Here is a 25,460-nt window from a genome sequence, read left to right on the forward strand (position 1 = left end):
TGTTTAGTATTTTTAGTAACGGCGTTTTCGCAGATTAGCGCGTAAAAAGCCGCTATTCGCGGGTATTCCCCGGTTATCCGGCCCGAATTCCGCGATTCGTTTTACTATACAATCGCTTTCACCCTAAACAAACCGGACCCGAACCAACGATGGGTACGACCATTCGCGATGTGGCGCGGGCGGCAGAGGTCTCGATCGGCACCGTCTCCCGCGCGCTGAAGAACCAGCCGGGCCTGTCCGAAGCCACGCGTGCGCGCATCGTCGGGATCGCGCAGCAGCTCGGCTACGATCCCGCCCAGTTGCGGCCGCGCATCCGCCGGCTCACCTTCCTGCTGCACCGCCAGCACAACCGCTTTCCCGCCAGCCCGTTCTTCTCGCACGTGCTGCACGGCGTCGAGGACGCGTGCCGCGAGCGCGGCATCGTGCCGACGCTGCTGACGGTCGGCCCGAACGACGACGTGCTGCGCCAGATGCGCCCGCACGCGCCCGACGCGATCGCGGTCGCCGGCTTCATCGAGCCCGAGACGATCGAGGCGCTCGCCGCGACCGGCCGGCCGCTCGTGCTGATCGACCTGTGGGCGCCCGGATTGCGCTCGGTCAACATCGACAACGCGACGGGCGCCGCGCTCGCGATGCGCCACCTGCTCGCCACCGGCCGTTCGCGGATCGCGTTCATCGGCGGCTCGCCCGCGCACTACAGCATCGCGCAGCGCGCGATCGGCTACCGGCGCGCGTTCTTCGAAGCCGGGCGGCTGTTCGATCCCGCGTACGAGGTGACGATCGACGCGGGGCTCGATCCCGACACGGGCGCCGCGCGAGCGATGGAGCAACTGCTCGACGCACCGGGCCCGCGCCCCGAAGCCGTGTTCGCCTACAACGACGCGGCCGCGCTCGCCGCGCAGCGCGTGTGCACCGCGCGCGGCCTGCGGATTCCGGACGACATCGCGATCGTCGGCTTCGACAACATCCCGGCCGCCGCGCACGCGAACCCGCCGCTCACGACGCTGTCGGTCGACAAGGAAGCGCTCGGCCGCCGCGGCGTCGAGCTGCTGCTCGCCGACTCGCCCGAGCGCACCGAAATCTCCCTGCCCGTCGAGCTGATCGTGCGGGCCAGCAGCCAGCCCGCCGCCTCGGCGGCACTCGACACTGCCACCGTCACCGAATCATGAACATGCCCCCGGTCCAACCCCACCCGGCCGCGCCGGCCGCCCACACGCCAGCCGCACCGTTCGTCGCGAGCTTCCGCGATCCGGCGTTCCTGCTGTCGCACATCGAGGACACGCTGCGCTTCTACGCGACCAACGCATTCGACCCGACGGGCGGCTTCTATCATTACTTCCGCGACGACGGCAGCATCTACAACCGCACGTCGCGCCACCTCGTCAGCACTTGCCGGTTCGTCTTCAACTACGCGATGGCGTACCGGCATTTCGGCGACCCGCGCCATCTGGAATACGCGCGCCACGGGCTGCGCTTCCTGCGCGACGCGCACTGGGACGACGCACTGCAGGGCTACGACTGGGAGCTCGACTGGCGCGACGGCGCGAAGCGCGAGACGCTCGACGGCACGCGCCACTGCTACGGCCTCGCGTTCGTGCTGCTCGCGGCCGCGCACGCGACGATGGCCGGCATCGACGAGGCACGCCCGCTGATCGCCGCGACCTACGAACTGGCCGAGCACCGCTTCTGGGATGCGGCCGCGGGCCTGTACGCGGACGATGCGACGCCGAACTGGATCGTGTCGTCGTACCGCGGCCAGAACGCGAACATGCACATGACGGAGGCGCTGCTCGCCGCGTACGAGGCGACCGGCCACCTCACGTACCTCGATCGCGCGGAGAAGGTCGCGTCCCACATCACGCAGCGCCAGGCCGCGCTGTCGGGCGGGCTCGTGTGGGAGCACTACCATGCGGACTGGTCGGTCGACTGGGACTACAACAAGGAAGACAGCTCGAACATCTTCCGTCCGTGGGGCTTCCAGCCCGGCCACCAGACCGAATGGGCGAAGCTGCTGCTGATCCTCGAACGGCACCGCCCGCTCGACTGGCTCGTGCCGCGCGCGGCCGAGCTGTTCGACGCGGCGCTCACGCACGCGTGGGACGCCGATCACGGCGGCCTGTGCTACGGCTTCGGCCCCGACTTCACGATCTGCGACCACAACAAGTATTTCTGGGTGCAGGCGGAAACCTTCGCGGCGGCCGCGATGCTCGGCGCGCGCACGGGCAGCGAACGCTTCTGGGACTGGTACGACGAGATCTGGCGCTACAGCTGGGCCCATTTCGTCGATCACCGCTACGGCGCGTGGTATCGGATCCTCACCTGCGACAACCGCAAGTACAGCGACGAGAAGAGCCCGGCCGGCAAGACCGACTATCACACGATGGGCGCGTGCTACGACGTGCTCGCGACTCTCGCGCGCATGCAACGCAGCGAGCCGACGCAATGAGCGGCGGCACGTTTCCGGCTTTCGTGTCGGCGGGCGACATCCTGACCGACATGGTGCGTGCGGGTGATGCGCAGTGGGCCTCGGTGCCGGGCGGCGCCGGCTGGAACGTCGCGCGCGCGGTGGCGCGGCTCGGCGTGCCAAGCGCGCTCGCGGGTTCGATCGGCGAAGACTGCTTCTCCGACGAACTGTGGCGCACGAGCGAAGCGGCGGGGCTCGACCTGCGCTTCCTGCAGCGCGTCGCACGGCCGCCGCTGCTCGCGATCGTCCACGAGACGCGCCCGCCCGCGTACTTCTTCATCGGCGAAGCGAGTGCCGATCTCGCGTTCGATCCCGCGCTACTGCCGGCCGGCTGGACCGAGCACGTGCAATGGGCGCATTTCGGCTGCATCAGCCTCGTGCGCGAACCGCTCGCGGGCACGCTGGCCGCGCTCGCGTCCGACCTGCACGCGCGCGGCGTGAAGATCAGCTTCGACCCGAACGTGCGGAACCTGATGACGGCCGCGTACCGGCCGACGCTGGAGAAGATGGCCGCGCTCGCCGATCTGATCAAGGTGTCCGACGAAGACCTGCGGCACCTGTTCGGCGGCGACGGCCCCGACGCGATCGCGGCGGTGCGCGCGCTGAATCCTCAGGCGGCCGTGCTCGTCACGCGCGGCGCGCAGGCGGCGACGCTCTACGCGGACGGCGACGTGCACGAGGCCAGCCCGCCGCGCGTCGAGGTGGCCGACACAGTCGGCGCGGGCGACGCGTCGATCGGCGGCATGCTGTTCAGCCTGATGGCCGCGCCGCAGCGCACCTGGCGCGAGCATCTCGTGTTCGCGCTGGCGGCCGGCGCCGCCGCGTGCCGGCATACCGGCGCGCACGCGCCGACGCTCGACGAGGTCGTCGCGCTGATCGAACGCTGATGGAAAGACGGTGACCGGGCATTGTTCGGTCACCGATAAGCGACGCTGTACATGTTGCGCCGCAGTGCTACGATGAAGTGTCCTTTTGCGGGAGAGCACGATGGACACGAACACGTTCACGAAAGGCATCTACACGGCCAAGGCGCATACCCAGCATGCGGGCAACGGGCAGTTCCAGGGTTACGTGATCCTCGCGCGCGATGACGGCGACGACACCGAGAACACGCGTTACGACGTCCACTCGACGAGCCCCAGCGAGGAAGAAGCGTTCGACGAGGCAAAGGCGCTCGCGCACCGGATCCTCGGCGAGATCGAGCTGTAAGGCCCTCCTTCCGGCGCGGCTCAGAGCAGCCGCGCCACCATCGACAGCAGCATCGTCAGCACCAGCGTCGACATGAACGGGAACGGGTAGCGCCGCCCGCCGAGCGTCAGCGTGACGTCGCCCGGCATCCGCCCGATGCCGAGCTTGCCGAGCCACGGCCAGCAGCGCGTCAGGATCATCACCGCGATGAACGTCGTCAATAGCCAGCGCAGCATGCTAGGGCCTGTTTCCATATGGAACGCGCATGCGTTGCCACGAGAACGGCCGCTCGCGAGGCGCGCGACGCCGCGAATACTGGACGTATTCGCAAGGAGCGCAACGTGGCGAGCGGCCGTTCTCGTGGCAACCCCAAATTAAAAAAATCATGTCACGGGAATGCCCGAAATCGCCCGTATGGCGGCGTCGCTCGTCGCTTGTTTGGCTCGGCCAAACGGCGCTTCTCACTCCTTGCCCTACGAGCGATTTCGGGCATTCGCATGTGCGTTCCATATGGAAACAGGCCCTAGCTCCGTCAGAGTGCGTGCGAGCGGTCGCCGCGCGCGAACGCGTCGAGCGTGCCGTCGATGCCGCGCGAGAACGCGATCACCTTGAACAGCTCGCCCATCTCGGCTTCCGAGATCAGCTTCTGCACCGCGTTCGCGGCCGGCAGGAACGCGCGGATGTCGGACGGATCGATCGCGGCCAGCGCGTCGGTGATGCCCGCGTTCAGCAGGAAGCGCGCCTGCGACGTGTAGCCGAGCAGGTCCGTGCCGGTGGCGACGGCCGCATCGTAGATGCCGGTGAATTCGACGTGCGCGGTGATGTCCTGCAGCCCCGGGTACAGGAACGGGTCGTCGTGCGCGTGGTGGCGGTAGTGGCACATCAGCGTGCCGCGGTCGCGCTGCGGATGGTAGTACTCGTGCGCCGGAAAGCCGTAGTCGACCAGCAGCACCGCGCCGCGCGCGAGCATCGTGCAGACGGTGCGCGTGAACGCCAGCGCGGCCTCGTGCGTCTCGGTCACGTAGCCGTCGCCGACGTCGAGCCCCGCGAGCACCGGCGGCAGGCCGGCTGCATCGGCGGGCCGGTCGTCGAACACGAACGCCTGCTGCGCGTCGAGCGCGACGCCGCGCTCGTGCCACGCGCCGCCCGCTTTCGCGAACAGCCGCACCGGCATCGCGTCGAGCACCTCGTTGCCGACCACGACGCCTTCGAACCGCTCGGGCAGCGCGTCGAGCCAGCGCACCTTCGCGGCGAGCGCCGGCACGGCGGCCGCGATCGTGTCGCGCTGCCGCTCGCGCAACTCGCCGGACAGGTCGACGATCAGGTATTCGTCGAGTTCGACGCCCTGCGCGTCGAGCGCGGCGAGCAACCCGCCCGCGAGCTTGCCCGTGCCGGCGCCGAATTCCATCACGCGACGCGTATCGCTCGCCGCAAGCGCTTGCGCGACCGGTTGCGCGAGCGTCTGCGCGAACAACGGCGACAGCTCGGGCGCGGTGACGAAGTCGCTGCCGTCGTCGGCGCGGCGCCCGAACTTGCGCGCGCCGCCGCTGTAATAGCCGAGGCCCGGCGCATACAGCGCGCGCTCCATGAAGCGGTCGAACGGCAGCCAGCCGCCGGCCGCCGCGATCTCGCCGCGCAATTGCGCGGCAAGGGTTTCGGACTGCGCGAGCGCGTCAGGGCCGGGAGCAGGTAAACTAGCGGGTTCGTGAGCTTTCGGGTTCATCCCGGCATTGTAAATGACCGTTTCAGCCGATACGTCGACCCCGCGCGTGGTGCTCGTCACGGGCGCCCTGGGCAGCGCAGCCGACGCCGCGTCGATCGGCCGTGCGCTCGCGACCGGTTTCGCCCGCCGCGGCTGGGACGTCGCGCTGCAGCGCAGCCCCGGCGCGCCGCGCGCGGCCGCCGATGCGCTCGTCGCCGAAGTCGCGGCGCGCGGCCGCCGCGCAGCCGTGCTCGACGCCGATCTGGCCCTGGAAGCCGATGCGGCCGCGCTCGTCGCCGCGTGCGGCGAAGCGCTCGGCCGGCCGGCGTGCGCGGTGTTCGTCAGCGCCAGCGCGGGTGCCGACGACGCGCAGACGGTGGACGGCGCGTCGCTTGCCGGTGCGCTCGCGCGTAACGTGACGGCGCCGCTCGCGCTGGCCCGCGCGCTCGCCGATGCCACACCCGACGCCGCGCGCGAGCATGAAGCACTGCGCGCGTGTGCGATCCACGTGCTGGATCAGGCCCTGTTTCACCCGGCACCGGCGCAACTGTCGCATGCGCTGATGCAGGCCGCGCTGAACCGCGCGACGTCGGCGCTGGCGCTCGCGCTCGCACCGAAGGTGCGCGTCGCGGCGCTCGTGCGCGGCCACGCGCCGCACGCGGACGATATCGCCGCGGCCGCCTGCTATCTCGCGAGCGCGCCCGGCGTGACGGGCGCGACGCTGACCGTCGACGGCGGCGAGCACCTGGTGCCGCCCGCCGCCGGCCCGAATGAATGAACTGCGCGGGTCGCGCGGCCTGACTGCCGCCGCCCGCGCCGCTTTGCGTGCGCGCACGCCAATTTGACTGGGACGACCATGTTTTCCGCTCTCCTGCACCCCCGCCTCGCGGATTGCCGCAGGCTCTACCTGCGCGACTACGAGGTGCACATCAACATCGGGGCCTTCGAACACGAGAAGCGCGGCGAGCAACGCGTCGTCATCAATGTCGACCTGTTCGTGCCGCTCGCGCTGTCCACCCCCGTCGACGACCGGCTGCATGAAGTCGTCGACTACGACCTGATGAAGCAGAGCGTCGCGCAATGCGTGGCGCGCGGCCACATCCACCTGCAGGAAACGCTGTGCGACGCGATCGCCGCGCACCTGCTGGCGCACGATGCCGTGCGCGCGGTACGCGTCTGTACCGAGAAACCGGACGCTTATCCGGACTGCGACGCCGTCGGCGTCGAAGTCTTTCGCATCAAGGACGAGGAGCGCGCATGAACGCCCCCCACATGAATGACACGGCGGCCGATGCCGCCCCCCTGGACGACGCCGCCGCGGCCGGCCGCCCCGCGCTGACGCGCCGCGAGCAGAAGGAAGCGTACGAGAACAACAAGCTGTACAAGCGGATCGTGCGCCAGGTCGGCCAGGCGATCGGCGACTACAACATGATCGAGCAGGGCGACAAGGTGATGGTGTGCCTGTCGGGCGGCAAGGACAGCTACGCGATGCTCGACGTGCTGCTGCGCCTGCGCGAGCGCGCGCCGATCGACTTCGACATCGTCGCGGTGAACCTCGACCAGAAGCAGCCGGGCTTCCCGGAACACATCCTGCCGGAATACCTGAAGCAGGTCGGCGTGCCGTTCCACATCGAGAACCAGGACACCTACAGCATCGTCAAGCGGCTCGTGCCCGAAGGCAAGACGACCTGCTCGCTGTGCTCGCGGCTGCGCCGCGGGATCCTGTACCGCGTGGCCGGCGAACTCGGCGCGACCAAGATCGCGCTCGGCCACCATCGCGACGACATCGTGCAGACGCTGCTGCTCAACATGTTCTACGGCGGCAAGCTGAAGGGGATGCCGCCGAAGCTGCAGTCGGACGACGGCAAGAACATCGTGATCCGCCCGCTCGCGTACGTGAAGGAAACCGATCTCGAGAAATACGCGGAGCTGCGCGAATTCCCGATCATCCCGTGCAACCTGTGCGGCAGCCAGCCGAACCTGAAGCGCGCGGAAATGAAGGCGCTGATCCGCGAATGGGACAAGCGCTTCCCCGGCCGCGTCGACAACATGTTCAACGCGCTCGCGAAGGTCGTGCCGTCGCACCTGATGGACACGACGCTGTACCCGTTCCAGTCGCTGCGCGCGACCGGCGAGGCCGATCCGCAAGGCGACATCGCGTTCGACGAGGAACCATGCGCATCGGGCGACGACACCGCCGCGCCGGGCGCCGCCCAACCGATCTCGATCGTCCAGTTCGACGACCTGTAAGCGGGGCCCGAACGCCGCCGGAACAGGGGCCCGCGGCCCCTTTCCCCCCGCTGTCGCCCCGCCGCGACAGGCCAGGAACGGCGGGGGCCGCATGCTAAAATGGTCGGCTTCGAACTCCTCTGACAAGCTGGCGCCATGAATATCGTGATTTTGGCGGCAGGCACCGGCAAGCGCATGCGTTCCGCGCTGCCGAAAGTGCTTCATCCCCTGGCCGGCAGGCCGCTCCTCTCCCACGTCATCGACACCGCACGCACGCTGCAGCCGTCCCGGCTGGTCGTCGTCGTCGGTCACGGCGCCGAGCAGGTCGAGGCCGCCGTCGCCGCGCCGGATGTCCAGTTCGCGTTGCAGGCCGAGCAGCTCGGCACCGGCCACGCGGTGCGCCAGGCACTGCCGCTTCTCGATCCCGCGCAACCGACGCTCGTGCTGTACGGCGACGTGCCGCTCACGCGCGCGTCGACGCTGCAGCGTCTCGTCGATGCCGCGCGCGAGGGCCGCTACGGGATCCTGACCGTCACGCTCGACGATCCGAGCGGCTACGGCCGCATCGTGCGCGATGCCTCGGGCTTCGTCACGCGCATCGTCGAGCAGAAGGACGCGTCGCCGGTCGAACTGAAGATCGCCGAAATCAACACGGGCATCATCGTCACGCCGACGGCCCAGCTGTCGATGTGGCTCGGCGCGCTGAAGAACGAGAACGCGCAGGGCGAGTACTACCTGACCGACGTCGTCGAACTCGCGATCGAGGCCGGCTTCGAGGTCGTCACGTCGCAGCCCGACGAGGAATGGGAAACGCTCGGCGTCAACAGCAAGGCGCAGCTCGCGGAACTCGAACGCATTCATCAGCGCAATGTCGCGGAAGCATTGCTGGTCGACGGCGTCACGCTCGCCGATCCGGCGCGCCTCGACGTGCGCGGCACGCTGCGCTGCGGCCGCGACGTGTCGATCGACGTGAACTGCGTGTTCGAAGGCAACGTGACGCTCGCCGACAACGTGACCATCGGCGCGAACTGCGTGATCCGCAACGCGTCGGTCGGCACCGGCACGCGCATCGACGCATTCACGCACATCGACGGCGCCGAGCTCGGCGCGCACACCGTGATCGGCCCGTACGCGCGGCTGCGCCCCGGCGCGCAGCTCGCGGACGAAGCGCACGTCGGCAACTTCGTCGAGGTGAAGAACGCGGTGATCGGCCACGGCTCGAAGGCGAACCACCTCACCTATATCGGCGACGCCGACATCGGCGCGCGCGTGAACATCGGCGCGGGCACGATCACGTGCAACTACGATGGTGCGAACAAGTTCCGCACCGTGATCGAGGACGACGTGTTCGTCGGCTCCGACACGCAGCTCGTCGCGCCCGTGCGCGTCGGCCGCGGCGTGACGATCGCCGCCGGCACGACGATCTGGAAGGACGTGGCCGACGGCGTGCTCGCGTTGAACGAGAAGACGCAGACCGCGAAGAGCGGCTACGTCCGCCCGGTCAAGAAGAAGAGCTGAACCTTTTGCGGGCGCCCCGGCGGCGCCCGCGTCGACTTACAGGATTGACCATTCATGTGCGGCATTGTCGGCGCAGTTGCGCAGCGTAATATCGTTCCGGTGCTGATCGAAGGATTGCGGCGCCTCGAATACCGTGGCTACGACTCGTGCGGCGTCGCCGTGCTCGAGCCCGGTGCACCGAAGCGCGCGCGCAGCGTCGCGCGCGTCGCCGATCTCGACACGCAGGTGCGCGAATCGCACCTCGAAGGCACGACGGGCGTCGCGCACACGCGCTGGGCCACGCACGGCGCGCCCGTCACGCACAACGCGCACCCGATCTTCTCGTCGAACGCACTCGCGCTCGTCCACAACGGCATCATCGAGAACTTCGAGACGCTGCGCGATGCGCTGCGCGCGAAGGGCTACGAGTTCGTGTCGCAGACCGACACCGAGGTGATCGCCCACCTCGTGCACAGCCTGTATCGCGGCAACCTGTTCGACGCGGTGCGCGAGGCCGTCGGCCAGCTGCACGGCGCGTATGCGATCGCCGTGATCCACAAGGACCAGCCGCATACCGTCGTCGGTGCGCGCCAGGGTTCGCCGCTCGTCGTCGGCCACGGCGACGGCGAGAACTTCCTCGCGTCCGACGCGCTCGCGCTCGCAGGCAGCACCGACCGCTTCACGTTCCTCGAGGAAGGCGACGTGTGCGAGCTGTCGCTCGACGGCGTGACGATCGTCGATCGCCACGGCGCCACGGTGCAGCGCGAGATCCGCGTCGTCAGCGCGTACGGCGGCGCGGTCGAGCTTGGGCCCTATCGCCACTTCATGCAGAAGGAAATCTTCGAGCAGCCGCGCGCGATCGGCGATACCGTGCCGCAGACGGAAGCGTTCGACGGCACGCTGTTCGGCGACGCCGCACCGGCCGCGTTCGCGGAGATCGACAGCCTGCTGATCCTCGCGTGCGGCACGAGCTACTACTCGGGCCTCACCGCGAAGTACTGGCTCGAATCGATCGCGAAGATCCCGACGCAGGTCGAGATCGCCAGCGAGTACCGCTACCGCGAATCGGTGCCGAACCCGCGCCAGCTCGTGCTCGTGATCTCGCAGTCGGGCGAGACGGCCGATACGCTCGCGGCGCTCAAGCATGCGCAGTCGCTCGGCCACACGCATACGCTCGCCGTCTGCAACGTCGCGACCAGCGCGATGGTGCGCCTGACCGAGATGCAGTTCCTGACGCATGCGGGCACCGAGATCGGCGTCGCGTCGACGAAGGCGTTCACGACGCAGCTCGTTGCGCTGTTCGTGCTGGCCGCGACGCTCGGCAAGCTGCGCGGGCACGTCGACGCCGCGCAGGAAGCCGAATTCCTGAAGCAGCTGCGCCACCTGCCGGCCGCGTTGAACAGCGTGCTCGCGCTCGAGCCGCAGATCATCGCGTGGTCGGAAGAATTCGCACGCAAGGAAAACGCGCTGTTCCTCGGCCGCGGGCTGCACTACCCGATCGCGCTCGAAGGCGCGCTGAAGCTGAAGGAAATCTCGTACATCCACGCAGAGGCCTATCCGGCCGGCGAACTGAAGCACGGGCCGCTCGCGCTCGTCACGGAAGCGATGCCGGTCGTCACGGTCGCGCCGAACGACACGCTGCTCGAGAAGCTGAAATCGAACATGCAGGAAGTGCGTGCGCGCGGCGGCGAGCTGTACGTGTTCGCCGATGCCGATACGCAGATCGTCAACGACGACGGCCTGCACGTGATCCGGATGCCGGAACACTACGGGCAACTGTCGCCGATCCTGCACGTCGTGCCGCTTCAGCTGCTCGCGTATCACACCGCGTGCGCACGCGGCACCGACGTCGACAAGCCGCGGAACCTCGCGAAATCGGTGACGGTGGAGTAAGGCTGGACGACAGGGATGGCCCGCATCGGGCCGTCCCGACCGCGTCGCGGAACGAAGCAGGCCATTCGGCCAGGTCGAAATATGTACCACGTAGTGGTATATAATCCTGTGCTAACTCGACCGGCTCGACATGTCTGCTTCCGTACGACGCGTCTTCAAGACGAAGTGGTTTCACCAGGCAGCCGGGAAAGCGGGAATCGCCGATGGCGAGCTCTGCCGCGCGGTGCGGGAACTGGCCCGCGGCCAGGGCGTCGATCTCGGCGGCAACGTCTGGAAGAAGAGCCTCGACGGCAATCGGCAGCGCGGAATCGTGCTGGGCAAGATCGGGCACACGTGGATGTTCGTGTTCCTGTTCGCGAAATGCGACCGCGACAACATCGATACACGCGAACTGCGCGCCTTCAGAAAGCTCGCCGCGGACGTAGGTCGACACACCGACAGCGACATCGCGACGCTGGTCGCACTGAAAGAGCTTGTGGAGATTTGCAATGGCTAAGAGTCGATTCAAGAGCGACGCGACGGAGGCGGTCCACAGCGCCGCGTCGGGGCTTTATCGCGCCAGTCTGATCGACAAGAAGACGATGCGGGAATACGACGATCTCTGCATCGAAGCCGCGCCGCAATTCGATCCCGAAGCGATCGCCCGCATCCGCAAGTCCGTCAACGTCAGCCAGAGCGTGTTCGCGCTCTACCTGAACACGACGACGTCGACGATCCGCCAATGGGAACAGGGCGACAAGCGGCCCAGCGGCATTGCCGCGCGCATGCTCCAGATCGTCGAGAAACACGGGCTCGAGGTGTTCTCCTGAGCCGGCTTCCCCGAATGCGCATGCACGGCCGACCGGACGCGGGCCGCAAGGAATATGACGGAGAGACAATGGTAAGACTGATTGGATGCGGTTTGCTGGCGCTGACGTTCGCGTCGACGGGTTGGGCCGCCGAGCATTACGTCGAGGTCTGGAATCCGCCCGAGGCGCGCCATCCGGCGGCCCGTACGCCGGACGCCCGCACGCCGGCCGCACGCACGGGCGCCGATGCGCGCACCGGCAAGAGCGCGGAGAAGCACGCGAGCGTCACGCCGAAAGCCGCCGCGAAGCCGCACAAGCGCCGTGTCGCCCAGACCGTGAAAGCCGGTTCGCACCGCCCGGCCGCCACCGCGACCGACACGTCGGCCGCACCGCGCCCCGTCGCACAGCCCGCGCCGGGCCGCCTCACGGTGATGCGCCCTGCCGGCTCGGACGAGACGCACGCACTAAACTTCTCCAGTATCCCGCGTCAATACACGCCGGACGGCAACGTGCTGCAGGTCGGCACGCACGGCCGCGCTGCGGAGGTGACTCGATAATGGAAGCGCAAACCTACCACGGCTACCAGATCTGGGGCCACGCGATTCTGCAGCAGGACGAGATCATGCAGCCCGAGCGCTTCGCGGCGAGCGGCACGATCACGCAGAACAACCGGCTCGTCGAAGCGTCCGGCGTGCTCGGCGTGTTCGACACCGAAGACGACGCGCGCAATGCAGGGCTCGAATGGGCGCGCGCCTGGATCGACAACCACCGCTGATCCCGTCGCGCGCGCGGATCACGCATCGCAAATGCAGAAAGGGGCGTCATCGACGCCCCTTTCTGCATTCAAACCCGGACATTCAGGCGGCGGCCCGCGGCGGCCTCACCGTCACCTGCGGCCGGCCGACGAGCCGGGCCAGCACGACGATCGCCACCAGCGTCGCCACGTATGCGGCGATCTGGATGCCCGCCGGACGCGCGGTATAGCCGATCAGCGTATGCAGTGCCTTGCCGACGATGCTCGATTCCTTAAGCAGCCACGACGTGTCCCAGACCGCATCGCCCCACGACGGCACGAGCCCCGCGGCCAGCAGGAAGCCGACGCACTGGCTCGCCATTCCCGCCGCGAGCAGCACGATCAGCGCGTTGGTGACGGAGAACAGGCGCTTCAACGGAATCTGCAGCAGGCCCGCATACATCGCGTAGCCGAGCCCGGCGCCGCCGAGCACGCCCAGCAGCCCGCCGGCGATCATCTGCGGCGTCTGCCCCGGATCGCCCGCCGCGATCCCGTAGAGGAACAGCACGGCCTCGGAGCCCTCGCGCAGCACCGCGACACCGACCACGATGGCGAGGCCCGTCAGCGGCCGGCTGCCGGCCGCGACGGCCCGGCCGACCGCGCCCATGTGCAGCGCCATCTCGCGGCCGTGCCGGCTCATCCAGATGCAGTGCCATGCGAGCATCAGCGTCGCGACAAACATCACGCCCGCGTTGAAGACTTCCTGCCCCATGCCGGACGCCCACTGCGAGATCACGTCGGCAAATGCCGCGATCAGGCCTGCACCGATCACGCCGCCGGCCAGCCCGCCGCTCACCCACCAGCCGCGCCGCGGCACGCCCTTCGTGGCGGCCATCACGATCGAGACCACCAGCGCGGCCTCGAGCACTTCACGAAAGACGATCAGGGCAGTCGACAGCATGTCGGTATCCGCTTACTTGACGGTCAGGTGCGTCTTCGACTGCGCTTCGTGATACTCGTCGTGGAACTCGTAGGTCCCCGCCTTCAGCGGCCCGACCAGGATCTCGACCGACTTGCCGGCCGGCACGACCTTCTCCGCCTTGAAGTCGTCACTCTCGAATTCCGCGGGCGTCGCGTCGAGGTTCTTCACGACGAACTTCACCTTCTTGCCGGCAGGGATCGTCACGCCATCGGGAGAAAACTTGTGGTCCTTCAGGGTCAAGTTGACGACGTCGTCGGCAGCGAATGCGGACGTTGCCGATGCGCCCAGCAGGGCCAGCGCGAAGCCGAAAGCAAAACGATTCATGGTGGGAAACGGAGAATGGATCTTGAAGAGAATCGATACTAAGAGCGATTCGCATTTCCGTATCGAATGCCCTCGTTGCCGCCATGGAAATAGTGCTTCACACCGTTTCGCAGTCCGTTGTCCGGAAAGGCTTTTCCCGATGCACGGCGCTGCACGGCCACGGTCAATCGGGCCATACACCGACCGGCATGCGCGGCGCCGCCCCCATTCGTCAGACCACGGCCTGACGCGTCGTCGGCCAGGCGGTATCCTGCACGCAACGCTTGACCTTCCCACCATGGCAAACTTCATGCTGACGGTGTTCGTCAATCGACCACTCAGGAGAACACGATGGAATTCGAAGTCCAGGACATGACCTGCGGCGGCTGCGCCAATGCGATCACGCGTGCGGTGACGGCTGCCGATCCCGCCGCGAAGCTCGACATCGACGTCGCGGCGAAGATCGTCAAGGTCGAATCGGCGCAAGGCGCCCAGCGCGTGCAGTCGATCATCGAAGCCGCCGGCTTCCACCCCGCGCTGCGCACCGCCTGACGCGCACCCGGGAGTCGGGCGCACCGCCGAACGGCGATGCGCCCGTGCATCGCAACGCGTCAGCGCAGCCGGATCAGCGTCGACTTCAGCTCGGTGTATTTCTCGAGCGCGTGCAGCGACTTGTCGCGGCCGTTGCCCGACTGCTTGTAGCCGCCGAACGGGAAGTTCATGTCGCCGCCCTCGTCGTAGCAGTTCACCCACACGGTCCCCGCACGCAACCGGCGCGATACGTCGTGCGCGGTCGTCAGGTTCGACGTCCACACGGCCGCGGCCAGCCCGTATTCGGTGTCGTTCGCGATCCGCACGGCCTCGTCGACATCGTCGAATACGATCACCGACAGCACGGGCCCGAAGATTTCCTCGCGCGCGATCTTCGCATCGGGTTTCACCTCGAACACCGTCGGCTCGACATAGAAGCCGCCCGTCTCCTGCTTCACGCGCGCCCCGCCCGTGACGAGCCTGCCTTCGCTGCGCCCCGCGTCGATATAACCGAGCACGCGCTCGAGCTGGATGCCGTCGACGATCGCGCCCATCGACACCGACGGATCGAGCGGATTGCCCGGCACATAGGCGCGCGCGGCCGCCACGAGCTTCTCGATGAAGGCGTCCTTGATGTCGCGATGCACGAGCAGCCGCGAACCGGCCGTACACATCTCGCCCATGTTGTAGAAGATCGCGCCGGCCGCCGTTTGCGCGGCACGGTCGAGATCGGGGCAATCGGGCAGCACGATGTTCGGCGACTTGCCGCCGAGCTCGAGCCACGCGCGCTTCAGGTTCGACTGCGCCGCATACTGCATGATCAGCTTGCCGACGGCCGTCGAGCCCGTGAACGCGATGCAGTCGACGTCGCGATGCAGCGCGAGCAGCTTGCCCGGTTCGCCCGCGCCCGGCACGACGTTGAACACACCGGCCGGGATGCCGGCTTCGAACGCGAGCTGCGCGACGCGGATCGCGGTCAGCGGCGATTTCTCCGACGGCTTCAGCACGACGCTGTTGCCGGCCGCGAGCGCGGGGCCGAATTTCCACGCGGCCATCAGGATCGGAAAGTTCCACGGCACGACGGCCGCCACCACGCCGACCGGCTCGCGCGTGACGAGCCCGACGAGATGATGATCGGCCGGCGCGACCTCGCCGCCGACCTTGTCGATCGCTTCCGCGAACCATTCGACGCAGTACGCGGCGCCCGGCACGTCGACCGTCGTCGTGTCGCCGATCGGCTTGCCCGCGTCGAGCGTCTCGAGCAGCGACAGTTCGTCGAGATGCTCGCGCATCAGCGCGGCCCAGCGCAGCAGCACGGCCTTGCGTGCACGCGGGTTCAGGCCGGCCCATACGCCTGCGTCGAACGCGCGGCGGGCAGCCGCGACGGCCGCGTTCACGTCGGCTTCGCCGCAGTCGGCGACCTTCGCCAGCACGCGGCCGTCGATCGGGCTCACGCAGTCGAACGTCTTGCCGCCCTGCGCGTCGCGCGACGCGCCGTCGATGAATGCGCGCCCTTCGATCTCGAGCGACGCCGCCTTGTCCTGCCAGTCAGCCAAAGTCAACTTGTTCATCAGGATGCCTCAGTTTTTTGGCATTCGCGATGCGGCACGCCGCTGCGCGTGATGCGCAGCCAGCCAGCAGCGAATGCAGTGATGCGCGGTGGGAAGGTCAGAAGGTCGCCGGCGAATTGGCCGAGACGACCTCGCAGATCAGTTCCGCGCTGGGATTGCGAAAACGGTGCGGCAAACGGCTTTCGAAGTAGTAGCCGTCTCCGGGGTCGAGCAGCCACGTCGCGCCGTCGACGGTCAGCTCGAGCCGGCCCGATACGACGACGCCGCCCTCGTGCCCCGCGTGCACGAGCATCTCGGGCCCCGTGTCGGCGTGTGGCTGATAGATCTCGCGCAGGATGCACATGTTGCGGTCCTTCACGCTCGCGCCGACCAGGTGAAACGCGAGCGTGTCGTTGCCGAGGTTCGGCATCTCGTCACGACGCGACACGACCGAGCGCGACTCGACGAGCTCGAACGTGAAGAACTCCGCAAGACTCATCGGTATGCATTCGAGCAATTTCTTCAGCGAGCCGACCGACGGGCTCACGCGGCCCTGTTCGATCAGCGAGATCGTGCCGTTGGTCACGCCGGCGCGCTTCGCGAGTTCGCGCTGCGACAGGCCATGCTTGTTGCGCACGAAGCGCAGGCGCTCGGCGACTTCGGTGGACATCGATTCGGTTTCGGACACGATAAGTGCGATGACAAAGTGAAACGACGCGGTGGACAGCCGTTGAATATTCTAATCACTTTATGCCGCATATCAGCGGGGAAAACCCTGAAAGGCGTTCGAAATAATGAACACCTCGCCGACCATTCCTTTTGCGAATCTTTTGTTCCCGTTGCTCGGGAAAGCCCTGATACAGGACCGTTAAAAAACATTTGACGCCGTTTTTGGCTCGTATATGCTGGCTCTCAGGTTGGCGTCATCAGACTTTAATGAGCAGCAAAAAAGCGTTATTGCAACGCAAAAATTGATGCTCATCAATGTAAATGATGCCGAACCGGCGCCTTGATTATTTTAAACGCCCAGTGCGTTGAAACGGTCGGGTGTTCAAAACTTTCAACAAACCAGTCGAGTGTAATCGTGAGAGTCCGTGGCCCTCTGGTGAGGTGGGATCGAGGCGATGTGCGAAGTTTGCGCAGCGCCGTTCCCGCTTCCGACGGCAGTTGCGGCTGGCATAGTCCTCGCCTGCTTCACCTGTCGATCTACACCATCCTGTCCCGTCGTTCCGTTCGGCGCCACAACGCCGTTTCCGCACGCGCATTCGTCGCCGTCGATACCGACGAAGTGGCGTCGCTGCTGCCGTAGCGCCTCTCCTTTCTTTACGTCGTTCGTTTCGCCTGCTGATTCGCCAACCGCATGGTCCGTGCGGTGACGGAACGCGTTCGCGCATTCGTTGCCGCGTCGCGTGTCGCAATGAAACGAACGACGGCCTGATCGTCGCGCGCAGCGCGGATCGCCACGCCATCCCGTTGCGCCCATTCACCAGCGGCCTTGCGCCTTGCGCCAGGCTGCGGGGCTGTTGCACGCCTGCGTTTCGCGCCGTCCGGCGAAATGCACGCAACAACCCTCCGGATAACTGATTGACGTCATGGAAAGGAAACCCCTCGTCGGCATCACTGCCGACCTCACGCAAATCGGCGCACATGCGTCGCACACGGTCGGCGACAAATACGTCGCCGCGATCGTCGACGGCGCGCACGCGTTCGCGATGGTGCTGCCCGCGCTCGGCGCGCGCCAGTCGGTCGACGACGTGCTCGCCACGGTCGACGGGCTGCTGTTTACCGGTAGCTACTCGAACGTCGAGCCGCACCTGTATGGCGGCGAACCAAGCGCGCCCGGCACGAAACACGACCCGGCGCGCGACGCGACGACGCTGCCGCTGCTGCGCGCCGCGATCGCCGCGGGCGTGCCGGTGCTCGCCGTCTGCCGCGGCTTCCAGGAGCTGAACGTCGTCTGCGGCGGCACGCTGCACCAGCGCGTGCATGAAGTGCCGGGCCTCGCCGATCACCGCGAGGACGACGACGCGCCGATGGACACGCAATACGGCCCCGCGCACGTCGTGCGCCTGACGCCCGGCGGCAAGCTGCACGCGCTCGCCGGCGGCCGCGACGAAGTGCACGTGAACTCGCTGCACAAGCAGGGCATCGCGCAGCTCGGCTCCGGCCTCGCCGTCGAAGCCGTCGCACCGGACGGCCTGATCGAGGCCGTCAGCGTCGTCGACGCACCGGCTTTCGCACTCGCCGTGCAGTGGCACCCCGAATGGCGCCATGCGCAGGACCCGCTGTCGAGCGCGATCTTCCGCGCCTTCGGCGATGCCTGCCGTGCCCGCCGCACTGCCCGCACGCGCGCCATGGCCGCCGCCGCACTCGCCTGAGCGCGCCGACCCAAACAAAACGAGAACAGACATGCAAGACATCGAAAGTTTTCTGAAACAACACCGGATCACCGAAGTCGAGGCGATCATTCCCGACATGGCCGGTATCGCGCGCGGCAAGATCACGCCGCGCAACAAGTTCACGTCCGGCGAATCGATGCGCCTGCCGCAGGCCGTGATGGTGCAGACCGTCACCGGCGAGTATCCGGAAGACGGCTCGCTGACCGGCGTGACCGATCCCGACATGGTGTGCGTGCCCGACGAGTCGACGATCCGCCTGATCCCGTGGGCCGTCGACCCGACCGCGCAGGTGATCCACGACTGCGTGCACTTCGACGGCTCGCCCGTCGAGATCTCGCCGCGCTACGTGCTGCGCCGCGTGCTCGAGCTGTACAAGGCCAAGGGCTGGAAACCCGTCGTCGCGCCGGAGCTCGAGTTCTATCTCGTCGACATGAACAAGGACCCGGACCTGCCGCTGCGTCCGCCGGTCGGCCGCACGGGCCGCCCCGAAACGGGCCGCCAGTCGTATTCGATCGAGGCCGTCAACGAGTTCGATCCGCTGTTCGAGGACATCTACGAGTACTGCGAAGCACAGAACCTCGACATCGACACGCTGATCCACGAAGTCGGCGCCGCGCAGATGGAGATCAACTTCATGCACGGCGACGCGCTGTCGCTGGCCGACCAGGTGTTCCTGTTCAAGCGCACGGTGCGCGAGGCCGCGCTGCGTCACAACATGTACGCGACGTTCATGGCCAAGCCGATGGAAGACGAGCCGGGTTCGGCCATGCACGTGCACCAGAGCATCGTCGACGAGGAAACGGGCCTGAACCTGTTCACGTCGCAGGAAACCGGCGGCGCGACGTCGATGTTCTACAACTACCTCGCGGGGCTGCAGAAGTACACGCCGGCGCTGATGCCGATCTTCGCGCCGTACATCAACTCGTACCGCCGCCTGTCGCGCTTCATGGCCGCGCCGATCAACGTGCAGTGGGGCTACGACAACCGCACGGTCGGCTTCCGCATCCCGCACTCGGGCCCGTCGGCACGCCGCATCGAAAACCGCATCCCGGGCGTCGACTGCAACCCGTACCTCGCACTCGCCGCGACGCTCGCGGCCGGCTACCTCGGCATGACGCAGCGCCTGGAGCCGACCGAGCCGCTCGTCAGCGACGGCTACGACCTGCCGTACCAGCTGCCGCGCAACCTCGAGGAAGGGCTGACGCTGATGGCCGCGTGCGAACCGCTCGGCGAGATCCTCGGCCACAAGTTCCTGAAAGCGTATTTCGCGCTGAAGGAAACCGAATACGAAGCGTTCTTCCGCGTGATCAGCTCGTGGGAACGCCGCCATCTGCTGCTGCACGTCTGAGCGCGCGCACAACCGAATACGGAATCACGGAGGAAACATGACTTACCGCAACGAATCTGCCTGGATCCAGCCGGCCGCACCAGCCGCCGCGCCGCGCGCGACGCAGGCACGCTCGACCGCCGAATACCGCGCGCTCGACGCCGCGCACCACATCCACCCGTTCTCGGACATGGGCGCGCTGAACCGCGCCGGCAGCCGCGTGATCGTGAAGGCCGACGGCGTCTACCTGTGGGACTCGGACGGCAACAAGGTGATCGACGGGATGGCCGGCCTGTGGTGCGTGAACGTCGGCTACGGCCGCAAGGAACTCGCCGACGCCGCGTATCGCCAGCTGCAGGAACTGCCGTTCTACAACACGTTCTTCAAGACCACGCACCCGCCGGTGATCGAGCTTTCCGCGATGCTCGCGGAAGTGACGCCGGCCGGCTTCAACCACTTCTTCTATTGCAACAGCGGCTCGGAAGGCAACGACACCGTGCTGCGCCTCGTGCACCAGTACTGGCGCGTGCAGGGCAAGCCGCAGAAGAAGTACGTGATCTCGCGCAAGAACGGCTACCACGGCTCGACGATCGCGGGCGGCACGCTCGGCGGGATGGGCTACATGCACGAGCAGATGCCATCGAAGGTCGAGCACATCGTGCACATCGACCAGCCGTATTTCTTCGGCGAAGCGCAAGCAGGCGAGACGCCGGAAGCGTTCGGCCTCGCGCGTGCGCAGCAGCTCGAAGCGAAGATCCTCGAACTCGGCGCGGAGAACGTCGCGGCATTCATCGGCGAGCCGTTCCAGGGCGCGGGCGGCGTGATCTTCCCGCCGTCGACGTACTGGCCGGAAATCCAGCGGATCTGCCGCAAGTACGACATCCTGCTGGTCGCCGACGAAGTGATCGGCGGCTTCGGCCGGACCGGCGAATGGTTCGCGCACCAGCACTTCGGCTTCGAGCCGGACCTGATCACGATGGCCAAGGGCCTGACGTCGGGCTACGTGCCGATGGGCGCAGTCGGCATTCACGAGCGCGTCGCGCGGCCGATCATCGACAACGGCGAGTTCAATCACGGCCTCACGTACTCGGGCCACCCGGTGGCGGCGGCCGTCGCGGTCGCGAACCTGAAGCTGCTGCGCGACGAAGGCATCGTCGAGCGCGTGAAGAACGACACGGGCCCGTACTTCCAGGCGTTGATGCGCGAGACCTTCGCGCGTCACCCGATCGTCGGCGAGGTGCATGGCCACGGCCTCGTCGCGAGCCTGCAGCTCGCCGAATCGCCGGCCGACCGCCGCCGCTTCGCGAACGGCGGTGACGTCGGCACGATCTGCCGCGACTTCTGCTTCAACGGCAACCTGATCATGCGGGCGACCGGCGACCGGATGCTGCTGTCGCCGCCGCTCGTGATCACGCGCCAGGAAATCGATGAACTCGTGTCGAAGGCAAAGAAGGCCGTCGATGCAACCGCCCAGCAACTGGGTATTTCGTAACGGCTTTGCCTACAGGCGTGCGGCGGGCGCCGCACGCCGCCATAACCCAAGGGAATTCCACCATGCGTGCCTGCTTTCTTCGCCAAGCCTGTTCAGTCGCCGCCCTTGCCGCCGCGGCAGCGTTCACGTCAGTCGCCAGTCCGTCGGCGCATGCCGAGGACCTGAACGTCTACAACTGGTCCGACTACATCGCACCCGACACGATCCCGAACTTCCAGAAGCAGACGGGCATCCACGTCAAGTACGACAACTACGACAGCGACGACACGCTTCAGGCGAAGCTGCTTGCCGGCAGTTCGGGTTACGACATCGTCGTGCCGACGTCGAACTACATGGCCAAGCAGATCCAGGCCGGCGTGTACCAGAAGCTCGACAAGTCGAAGATTCCGAACCTCGCGAACCTCGATCCGCTGCTGATGAAGATGATTGCCGATGCCGATCCGGGCAACCAGTACGGCGTCCCCTGGGCGTACGGCACGGACGGGATCGGCTACAACGCGCAGGCGGTGAAGAAGGCGCTCGGCGACAAGGCGCCGGTCGACAGCTGGGCGCTGGTGTTCGACCCGGCCAACATGGAGAAGCTGAAGAGCTGCGGCGTATCGTTCCTCGACCAGGCCGTCGACGTGTTCGCCGCCACGCTGCAATACATGGGCAAGGATCCCAACAGCAAGAACCCCGGCGACTACCAGGCTGCGTTCGAAGTCCTGAAGAAAGTCCGCCCGTACATCACCCAGTTCAACTCGTCCGGCTACATCAACGACCTCGCGAACAACGACGTGTGCGTCGTGCTCGGCTGGTCGGGCGACGTCGGCATCGCGCACCGCCGCTCGTCGGAAGCGAAACGTTCGTACGACATCAAGTTCTCGAACCCGAAGGAAGGCGGCCTGCTGTGGTTCGACGTGATGGTGATCCCGAAGGATGCACCGCACCCCGAAGCCGCACTGAAGTGGATCAACTACGTGTCCGATCCGAAGGTCAATGCGGCGATCACCAACACGGTGTTCTACCCGACCGCGAACAAGGCCGCACACCCGTTCGTCACGCCGGCCGTCGCGCAGGATCCGACCGTCTACCCGCCGGAAGACGTGCTGAAGAAGATGGTGCTGATGAAGCCGATGCCGGCCGACATCCTGCGCCTCGAGAACCGTCTGTGGGCCCAGCTTAAGACGGGCCACTGATCGTCATGCATCACGGCGGCGCCGGCATCGCTTCACGCCTGCCCGCCCGAGATTCGCGGACCTCCGTCCGCCCGCGCGCGCCGCGCGCACTGTTCCATCCGGCACGAGCCGTCGTCCGCGAGTCGCGTTGCGCGCCTCGTGCGGGGACGCTCACGCCTGCAATCCGTGAAGAACGAATGGTGACTCCCATGCAATCGATACCCTCTTCCGCTGCTGCACGACAGACTCAACCGGCCGCCGCGGCCCGCCCGCAAAACGATACGTTCGTCCGCATCGAGAACGTCGTGAAGAAGTTCGGCGACAGCACGGCCGTCGACAACGTGAACCTGACGATCGCGAAGAACGAACTGTTCGCACTGCTCGGCAGCTCCGGCTGCGGCAAGTCGACGCTGCTGCGCATGCTCGCCGGGCTGGAGACGGCGACCTCCGGCAAGATCTTCGTCGACGGCGAGGACCTTGCGTCGCTGCCGCCGTACCGCCGCCCCGTGAACATGATGTTCCAGTCGTACGCGCTGTTCCCGCACATGACGGTCGAATCGAACGTCGCGTTCGGCCTGAAGCAGGAAGGCACGCCGAAAAACGAGATCAAGGAGCGCGTGGCCGATGCGCTCGCGCTCGTGCAGATGAGCAAGTACGCGCAGCGCAAGCCGCATCAGCTCTCCGGCGGCCAGCAGCAGCGCGTCGCGCTGGCGCGCTCGCTGGTCAAGCGCCCGAAGCTGCTGCTGCTCGACGAGCCGATGTCCGCGCTCGACAAGAAGATCCGCCAGAAGACCCAGCTCGAACTCGTGAACATCATCGAGAAGGTCGACGTGACCTGCGTGATGGTCACGCACGACCAGGAAGAGGCGATGACGATGGCCAGCCGCCTCGCGGTGATGAGCGAAGGCAAGATCGTGCAGATCGGCGCGCCGGGCGAGGTGTACGAGTTTCCGAACAGCCGCTTCTCCGCCGAATTCATCGGCTCGACCAACCTGTTCGAAGGCCGCGTGGTCGAGGATGAACCCGATCACATCTTCGTCGAGAGCGATGACCTCGAGGCGCGCATGTACGTGAGCCACGGCGTCACGGGCCCGCTCGGGATGCCGGTCGGCATTTCGGTGCGCCCGGAGCGCATCCACGTGTCGCGCGAGAAACCCGGCTCGAAACACAACTGGGCGCGCGGCGTCGTGACCGACATCGCGTACATGGGCAGCTACTCGCTGTACCACGTGCGCTTGCCGAGCGGCAAGACGGTCGTGTCGAACCTGTCGAGCTCGCACCTGATGAGCGACAACGCACCGGCGTGGAACGACGACGTGTTCGTGTCGTGGTCGCCGGCCAGCGGCGTCGTGCTGACGCAATGAGGACGACGCGATGAGAACCTCTGCTTCCACGCCCTCCACGCCGGTGTCGACCGGCGCCGCGAGCGTTGGCGCGGGCCGCGCCCGCCCGGGCCGCTTCGCCGCGCTGTCGCGCTTCTTGCCGTCGGGTCGCAGCGTCGCGATCGGCGTGCCGTTCCTGTGGCTCGCGGTGTTCTTCGCGCTGCCGTTCGTGCTGGTGCTGAAGATCAGCTTCGCCGACCAGGTGATGGGCATCCCGCCGTACACGTCGCTCGTCGAGTTCAAGGACGGCGTCGTGCACTTCGCGCTGCAGCTGTCGCACTACGCGTTCCTGCTGCAGGACGACCTGTATGTCGCGACCTACCTCAGCTCGCTGAAGATGGCCGCCGTGTCGACGGTGCTGTGCCTGCTGATCGGTTATCCGATGGCGTACTACATCGCGCGCTCGGAGCCGAACCGCCGCAACGTGCTGATGATGGCCGTGATGCTGCCGTTCTGGACGTCGTTCCTGATCCGCGTGTACGCGTGGATCGGCATCCTGAAGGACGACGGTCTGCTGAACCACACGCTGATCGCGCTCGGCATCATCCACACGCCGCTGCGGTTGTATCACAGCGACGCGGGCGTCTACATCGGGATGGTCTATTCGTACCTGCCGTTCATGGTGATGCCGCTGTACGCGCACCTCGTGAAGATGGACCTGACGCTGCTCGAAGCCGCGTACGACCTGGGCGCGAAGCCATGGGTCGCGTTCACGCGGATCACGCTGCCGCTGTCGAAGAACGGGATCATCGCCGGCAGCCTGCTGGTGTTCATCCCGGCGGTGGGCGAGTACGTGATTCCGGAGCTGCTCGGCGGCGCCGACACGCTGATGATCGGCCGCGTGATGTGGGATGAGTTCTTCAACAACATGGACTGGCCGATGGCGTCGGCGGTGACGGTCGCGATGGTGCTGCTGTTGCTGGTGCCGATGGCGCTGTTCCAGTACTACCAGGTCAAGGAACTGGAGGAAGCGAAATGATCAAGCCGAGCAAACCGCTGTCGACGGGCGTCCTCGCCTTCGGCTTCCTGTTCCTGTACATCCCGATCATCAGTCTCGTCGTGTACTCGTTCAACGAGTCGAAGCTGGTGACGGTGTGGTCGGGCTTCTCGCTGAAGTGGTACGCGGCGCTGCTGGAGGACGACGAGCTGCTGACGGCCGCGTGGCTGTCGCTGAAGATCGGCCTCTTGACGGCGACCGCGTCGGTCGTGATCGGCACGTGGGCGGGCTTCGTGCTCGCGCGCTTCGGCCGCTTCAAGGGCTTCACGCTGTACACGGGGATGATCAACGCGCCGCTGGTGATTCCGGAGGTGATCCAGGGCATCTCGCTGCTGCTGCTGTTCGTGGCGCTGGAGCAGATGTTCGGCTGGCCGAAAGGTCGCGGGATGGTGACGATCTGGATCGGTCACGTGATGTTGTGCGTGTCGTACGTGGCGATCATCGTGCAGTCGCGCGTGAAGGAGATGAACAAGTCGCTGGAGGAGGCCGCGCTGGATCTGGGCGCGACGCCGCTGAAGGTGTTCTTCGTGGTGACGCTGCCGCTGATCTCGCAGGCGCTGCTGTCGGGGTGGCTGCTGTCGTTCACGCTGTCGATCGACGACCTGGTGCTGTCGGCGTTCCTGTCGGGGCCGGGTTCGACGACGCTGCCGCTGGTGGTGTTCTCGCGCGTGCGGCTGGGGCTGAACCCGGAGATGAATGCGCTGGCGACGCTGTTCATCACGGCCGTGACGATCGGCGTGATCGTGGTGAACCGGATGATGATCGCACGCGAGCGGCGCCGGATGGCCGACCTGAAGGCGGCGTTCGCGATGGCGTGACGCCCCGTCTCCCGCATCAAGGATAACA

General features: G+C 66.9%; 28 protein-coding genes. 22 read left to right on the forward strand and 6 right to left on the reverse strand.

Features of this window, described 5'->3' with window-relative positions; translation table 11 throughout:
• Window positions 1–149 precede the first annotated feature (149 nt).
• The 4 genes from AC5LXX_RS15315 (at window position 150) to AC5LXX_RS15330 (ending at window position 3,673) form a co-directional block, all read left to right on the forward strand.
• Window positions 150–1,169 carry a LacI family DNA-binding transcriptional regulator gene (locus AC5LXX_RS15315; protein ID WP_493409994.1) on the forward strand — a complete coding sequence of 340 codons (1,020 nt, stop codon included), beginning with the start codon at window positions 150–152 and terminating at the stop codon, window positions 1,167–1,169.
• Window positions 1,166–2,446 (forward strand): AGE family epimerase/isomerase, encoded by a 1,281-nt coding sequence (locus AC5LXX_RS15320; protein ID WP_493409995.1) that lies wholly within the window; start codon window positions 1,166–1,168, stop codon window positions 2,444–2,446. Before AC5LXX_RS15315 ends, AC5LXX_RS15320 begins: the two co-directional genes overlap by 4 nt.
• Window positions 2,443–3,351, forward strand: a complete 909-nt coding sequence (locus tag AC5LXX_RS15325) for a carbohydrate kinase family protein (RefSeq protein ID WP_493409996.1) — start codon at window positions 2,443–2,445, stop codon at window positions 3,349–3,351. Before AC5LXX_RS15320 ends, AC5LXX_RS15325 begins: the two co-directional genes overlap by 4 nt.
• Before the next feature lie 100 nt (window positions 3,352–3,451).
• Complete coding sequence (locus AC5LXX_RS15330; protein ID WP_011353424.1) at window positions 3,452–3,673, forward strand: hypothetical protein; 222 nt, start codon at window positions 3,452–3,454, stop codon at window positions 3,671–3,673.
• 20 nt (window positions 3,674–3,693) lie between these two features.
• Here the strand turns inward: AC5LXX_RS15330 and AC5LXX_RS15335 are convergent, their stop codons facing one another.
• Together AC5LXX_RS15335 and AC5LXX_RS15340 are read right to left on the reverse strand one after the other, a co-directional pair.
• Window positions 3,694–3,888, reverse strand: coding sequence for a DUF2905 domain-containing protein (locus tag AC5LXX_RS15335; protein ID WP_006477606.1), 195 nt, complete (start codon window positions 3,886–3,888; stop codon window positions 3,694–3,696).
• A gap of 296 nt (window positions 3,889–4,184) precedes the next feature.
• Window positions 4,185–5,375 carry a class I SAM-dependent methyltransferase gene (locus AC5LXX_RS15340; protein WP_493409997.1) on the reverse strand — a complete coding sequence of 397 codons (1,191 nt, stop codon included), beginning with the start codon at window positions 5,373–5,375 and terminating at the stop codon, window positions 4,185–4,187.
• A 13-nt stretch (window positions 5,376–5,388) separates the two neighbouring features.
• On the opposite strand from AC5LXX_RS15340, the gene AC5LXX_RS15345 reads away from it, so the two are divergent.
• From AC5LXX_RS15345 to AC5LXX_RS15385, 9 genes are all read left to right on the forward strand, one after another.
• A complete protein-coding gene (locus AC5LXX_RS15345; RefSeq protein ID WP_493409998.1) occupies window positions 5,389–6,132 on the forward strand; it encodes an SDR family oxidoreductase in 744 nt (247 codons plus the stop codon).
• Between the two features lie 78 nt (window positions 6,133–6,210).
• Entirely contained in the window at window positions 6,211–6,615 is a 405-nt protein-coding gene (locus AC5LXX_RS15350; protein ID WP_059521150.1) for a dihydroneopterin aldolase, read from the forward strand.
• Window positions 6,612–7,604, forward strand: coding sequence for a tRNA 2-thiocytidine(32) synthetase TtcA (gene ttcA, locus AC5LXX_RS15355; RefSeq protein WP_493409999.1), 993 nt, complete (start codon window positions 6,612–6,614; stop codon window positions 7,602–7,604). The genes AC5LXX_RS15350 and ttcA overlap by 4 nt, the downstream gene beginning before the upstream one ends.
• A 135-nt stretch (window positions 7,605–7,739) precedes the next feature.
• The gene (gene glmU, locus AC5LXX_RS15360) at window positions 7,740–9,101 is read left to right on the forward strand and encodes a bifunctional UDP-N-acetylglucosamine diphosphorylase/glucosamine-1-phosphate N-acetyltransferase GlmU (protein WP_493410000.1); all 1,362 of its coding nucleotides are present in this window, start codon (window positions 7,740–7,742) and stop codon (window positions 9,099–9,101) included.
• Between the two features lie 54 nt (window positions 9,102–9,155).
• The gene (gene glmS / locus AC5LXX_RS15365) at window positions 9,156–10,973 is read left to right on the forward strand and encodes a glutamine--fructose-6-phosphate transaminase (isomerizing) (protein WP_493410001.1); all 1,818 of its coding nucleotides are present in this window, start codon (window positions 9,156–9,158) and stop codon (window positions 10,971–10,973) included.
• Window positions 10,974–11,103: 130 nt separating this feature from the next.
• Window positions 11,104–11,469: a type II toxin-antitoxin system RelE/ParE family toxin gene (locus AC5LXX_RS15370; protein ID WP_493410002.1), complete on the forward strand. Its 366-nt coding sequence runs from the start codon at window positions 11,104–11,106 to the stop codon at window positions 11,467–11,469.
• Window positions 11,462–11,782, forward strand: coding sequence for a helix-turn-helix domain-containing protein (locus AC5LXX_RS15375; protein WP_059727806.1), 321 nt, complete (start codon window positions 11,462–11,464; stop codon window positions 11,780–11,782). Before AC5LXX_RS15370 ends, AC5LXX_RS15375 begins: the two co-directional genes overlap by 8 nt.
• A gap of 68 nt (window positions 11,783–11,850) precedes the next feature.
• Window positions 11,851–12,318, forward strand: coding sequence for a hypothetical protein (locus AC5LXX_RS15380; protein ID WP_493410003.1), 468 nt, complete (start codon window positions 11,851–11,853; stop codon window positions 12,316–12,318).
• Window positions 12,318–12,536: a DUF6566 family protein gene (locus tag AC5LXX_RS15385; RefSeq protein ID WP_124452374.1), complete on the forward strand. Its 219-nt coding sequence runs from the start codon at window positions 12,318–12,320 to the stop codon at window positions 12,534–12,536. Before AC5LXX_RS15380 ends, AC5LXX_RS15385 begins: the two co-directional genes overlap by 1 nt.
• A gap of 82 nt (window positions 12,537–12,618) precedes the next feature.
• Here the strand turns inward: AC5LXX_RS15385 and AC5LXX_RS15390 are convergent, their stop codons facing one another.
• On the reverse strand, window positions 12,619–13,455 hold the full coding sequence (locus tag AC5LXX_RS15390; protein WP_124452376.1) for an FTR1 family iron permease: 837 nt from the start codon (window positions 13,453–13,455) through the stop codon (window positions 12,619–12,621).
• Window positions 13,456–13,467: 12 nt separating this feature from the next.
• A complete protein-coding gene (locus AC5LXX_RS15395) occupies window positions 13,468–13,800 on the reverse strand; it encodes a cupredoxin domain-containing protein (protein WP_011353437.1) in 333 nt (110 codons plus the stop codon).
• 330 nt (window positions 13,801–14,130) lie between these two features.
• On the opposite strand from AC5LXX_RS15395, the gene AC5LXX_RS15400 reads away from it, so the two are divergent.
• Window positions 14,131–14,331 (forward strand): heavy-metal-associated domain-containing protein, encoded by a 201-nt coding sequence (locus AC5LXX_RS15400; protein ID WP_124452383.1) that lies wholly within the window; start codon window positions 14,131–14,133, stop codon window positions 14,329–14,331.
• 59 nt (window positions 14,332–14,390) lie between these two features.
• Here AC5LXX_RS15400 and AC5LXX_RS15405 read toward each other — a convergent pair whose 3' ends face one another.
• Both AC5LXX_RS15405 and AC5LXX_RS15410 read right to left on the reverse strand, forming a co-directional pair.
• Window positions 14,391–15,881, reverse strand: a complete 1,491-nt coding sequence (locus AC5LXX_RS15405) for an aldehyde dehydrogenase (RefSeq protein WP_493410004.1) — start codon at window positions 15,879–15,881, stop codon at window positions 14,391–14,393.
• Between the two features lie 97 nt (window positions 15,882–15,978).
• Window positions 15,979–16,530 (reverse strand): cupin domain-containing protein, encoded by a 552-nt coding sequence (locus AC5LXX_RS15410; RefSeq protein WP_034189292.1) that lies wholly within the window; start codon window positions 16,528–16,530, stop codon window positions 15,979–15,981.
• 456 nt (window positions 16,531–16,986) lie between these two features.
• Between AC5LXX_RS15410 and AC5LXX_RS15415 the strand changes: the two genes are divergently transcribed.
• The 8 genes from AC5LXX_RS15415 to AC5LXX_RS15450 all read left to right on the forward strand — a co-directional run bounded on the left by AC5LXX_RS15415 (window position 16,987) and on the right by AC5LXX_RS15450 (window position 25,432).
• Entirely contained in the window at window positions 16,987–17,169 is a 183-nt protein-coding gene (locus AC5LXX_RS15415; protein ID WP_006488040.1) for a hypothetical protein, read from the forward strand.
• A 283-nt stretch (window positions 17,170–17,452) separates the two neighbouring features.
• Window positions 17,453–18,238 (forward strand): gamma-glutamyl-gamma-aminobutyrate hydrolase family protein, encoded by a 786-nt coding sequence (locus tag AC5LXX_RS15420; RefSeq protein ID WP_124452387.1) that lies wholly within the window; start codon window positions 17,453–17,455, stop codon window positions 18,236–18,238.
• Window positions 18,239–18,269: 31 nt separating this feature from the next.
• Window positions 18,270–19,607, forward strand: coding sequence for a glutamine synthetase family protein (locus AC5LXX_RS15425; protein ID WP_124452389.1), 1,338 nt, complete (start codon window positions 18,270–18,272; stop codon window positions 19,605–19,607).
• Window positions 19,608–19,644: 37 nt separating this feature from the next.
• Window positions 19,645–21,078 carry an aspartate aminotransferase family protein gene (locus AC5LXX_RS15430; RefSeq protein WP_493410005.1) on the forward strand — a complete coding sequence of 478 codons (1,434 nt, stop codon included), beginning with the start codon at window positions 19,645–19,647 and terminating at the stop codon, window positions 21,076–21,078.
• A 62-nt stretch (window positions 21,079–21,140) separates the two neighbouring features.
• Window positions 21,141–22,256 carry a polyamine ABC transporter substrate-binding protein gene (locus tag AC5LXX_RS15435; RefSeq protein ID WP_493410006.1) on the forward strand — a complete coding sequence of 372 codons (1,116 nt, stop codon included), beginning with the start codon at window positions 21,141–21,143 and terminating at the stop codon, window positions 22,254–22,256.
• 188 nt (window positions 22,257–22,444) lie between these two features.
• On the forward strand, window positions 22,445–23,599 hold the full coding sequence (locus AC5LXX_RS15440; protein ID WP_493410007.1) for an ABC transporter ATP-binding protein: 1,155 nt from the start codon (window positions 22,445–22,447) through the stop codon (window positions 23,597–23,599).
• Between the two features lie 10 nt (window positions 23,600–23,609).
• Window positions 23,610–24,596 carry an ABC transporter permease subunit gene (locus tag AC5LXX_RS15445; RefSeq protein WP_493410008.1) on the forward strand — a complete coding sequence of 329 codons (987 nt, stop codon included), beginning with the start codon at window positions 23,610–23,612 and terminating at the stop codon, window positions 24,594–24,596.
• Complete coding sequence (locus AC5LXX_RS15450) at window positions 24,593–25,432, forward strand: ABC transporter permease subunit (RefSeq protein ID WP_124456775.1); 840 nt, start codon at window positions 24,593–24,595, stop codon at window positions 25,430–25,432. Before AC5LXX_RS15445 ends, AC5LXX_RS15450 begins: the two co-directional genes overlap by 4 nt.
• The last annotated feature ends 28 nt before the right edge of the window (window positions 25,433–25,460 follow it).

Source organism: Burkholderia torrens (assembly GCF_984668525.1).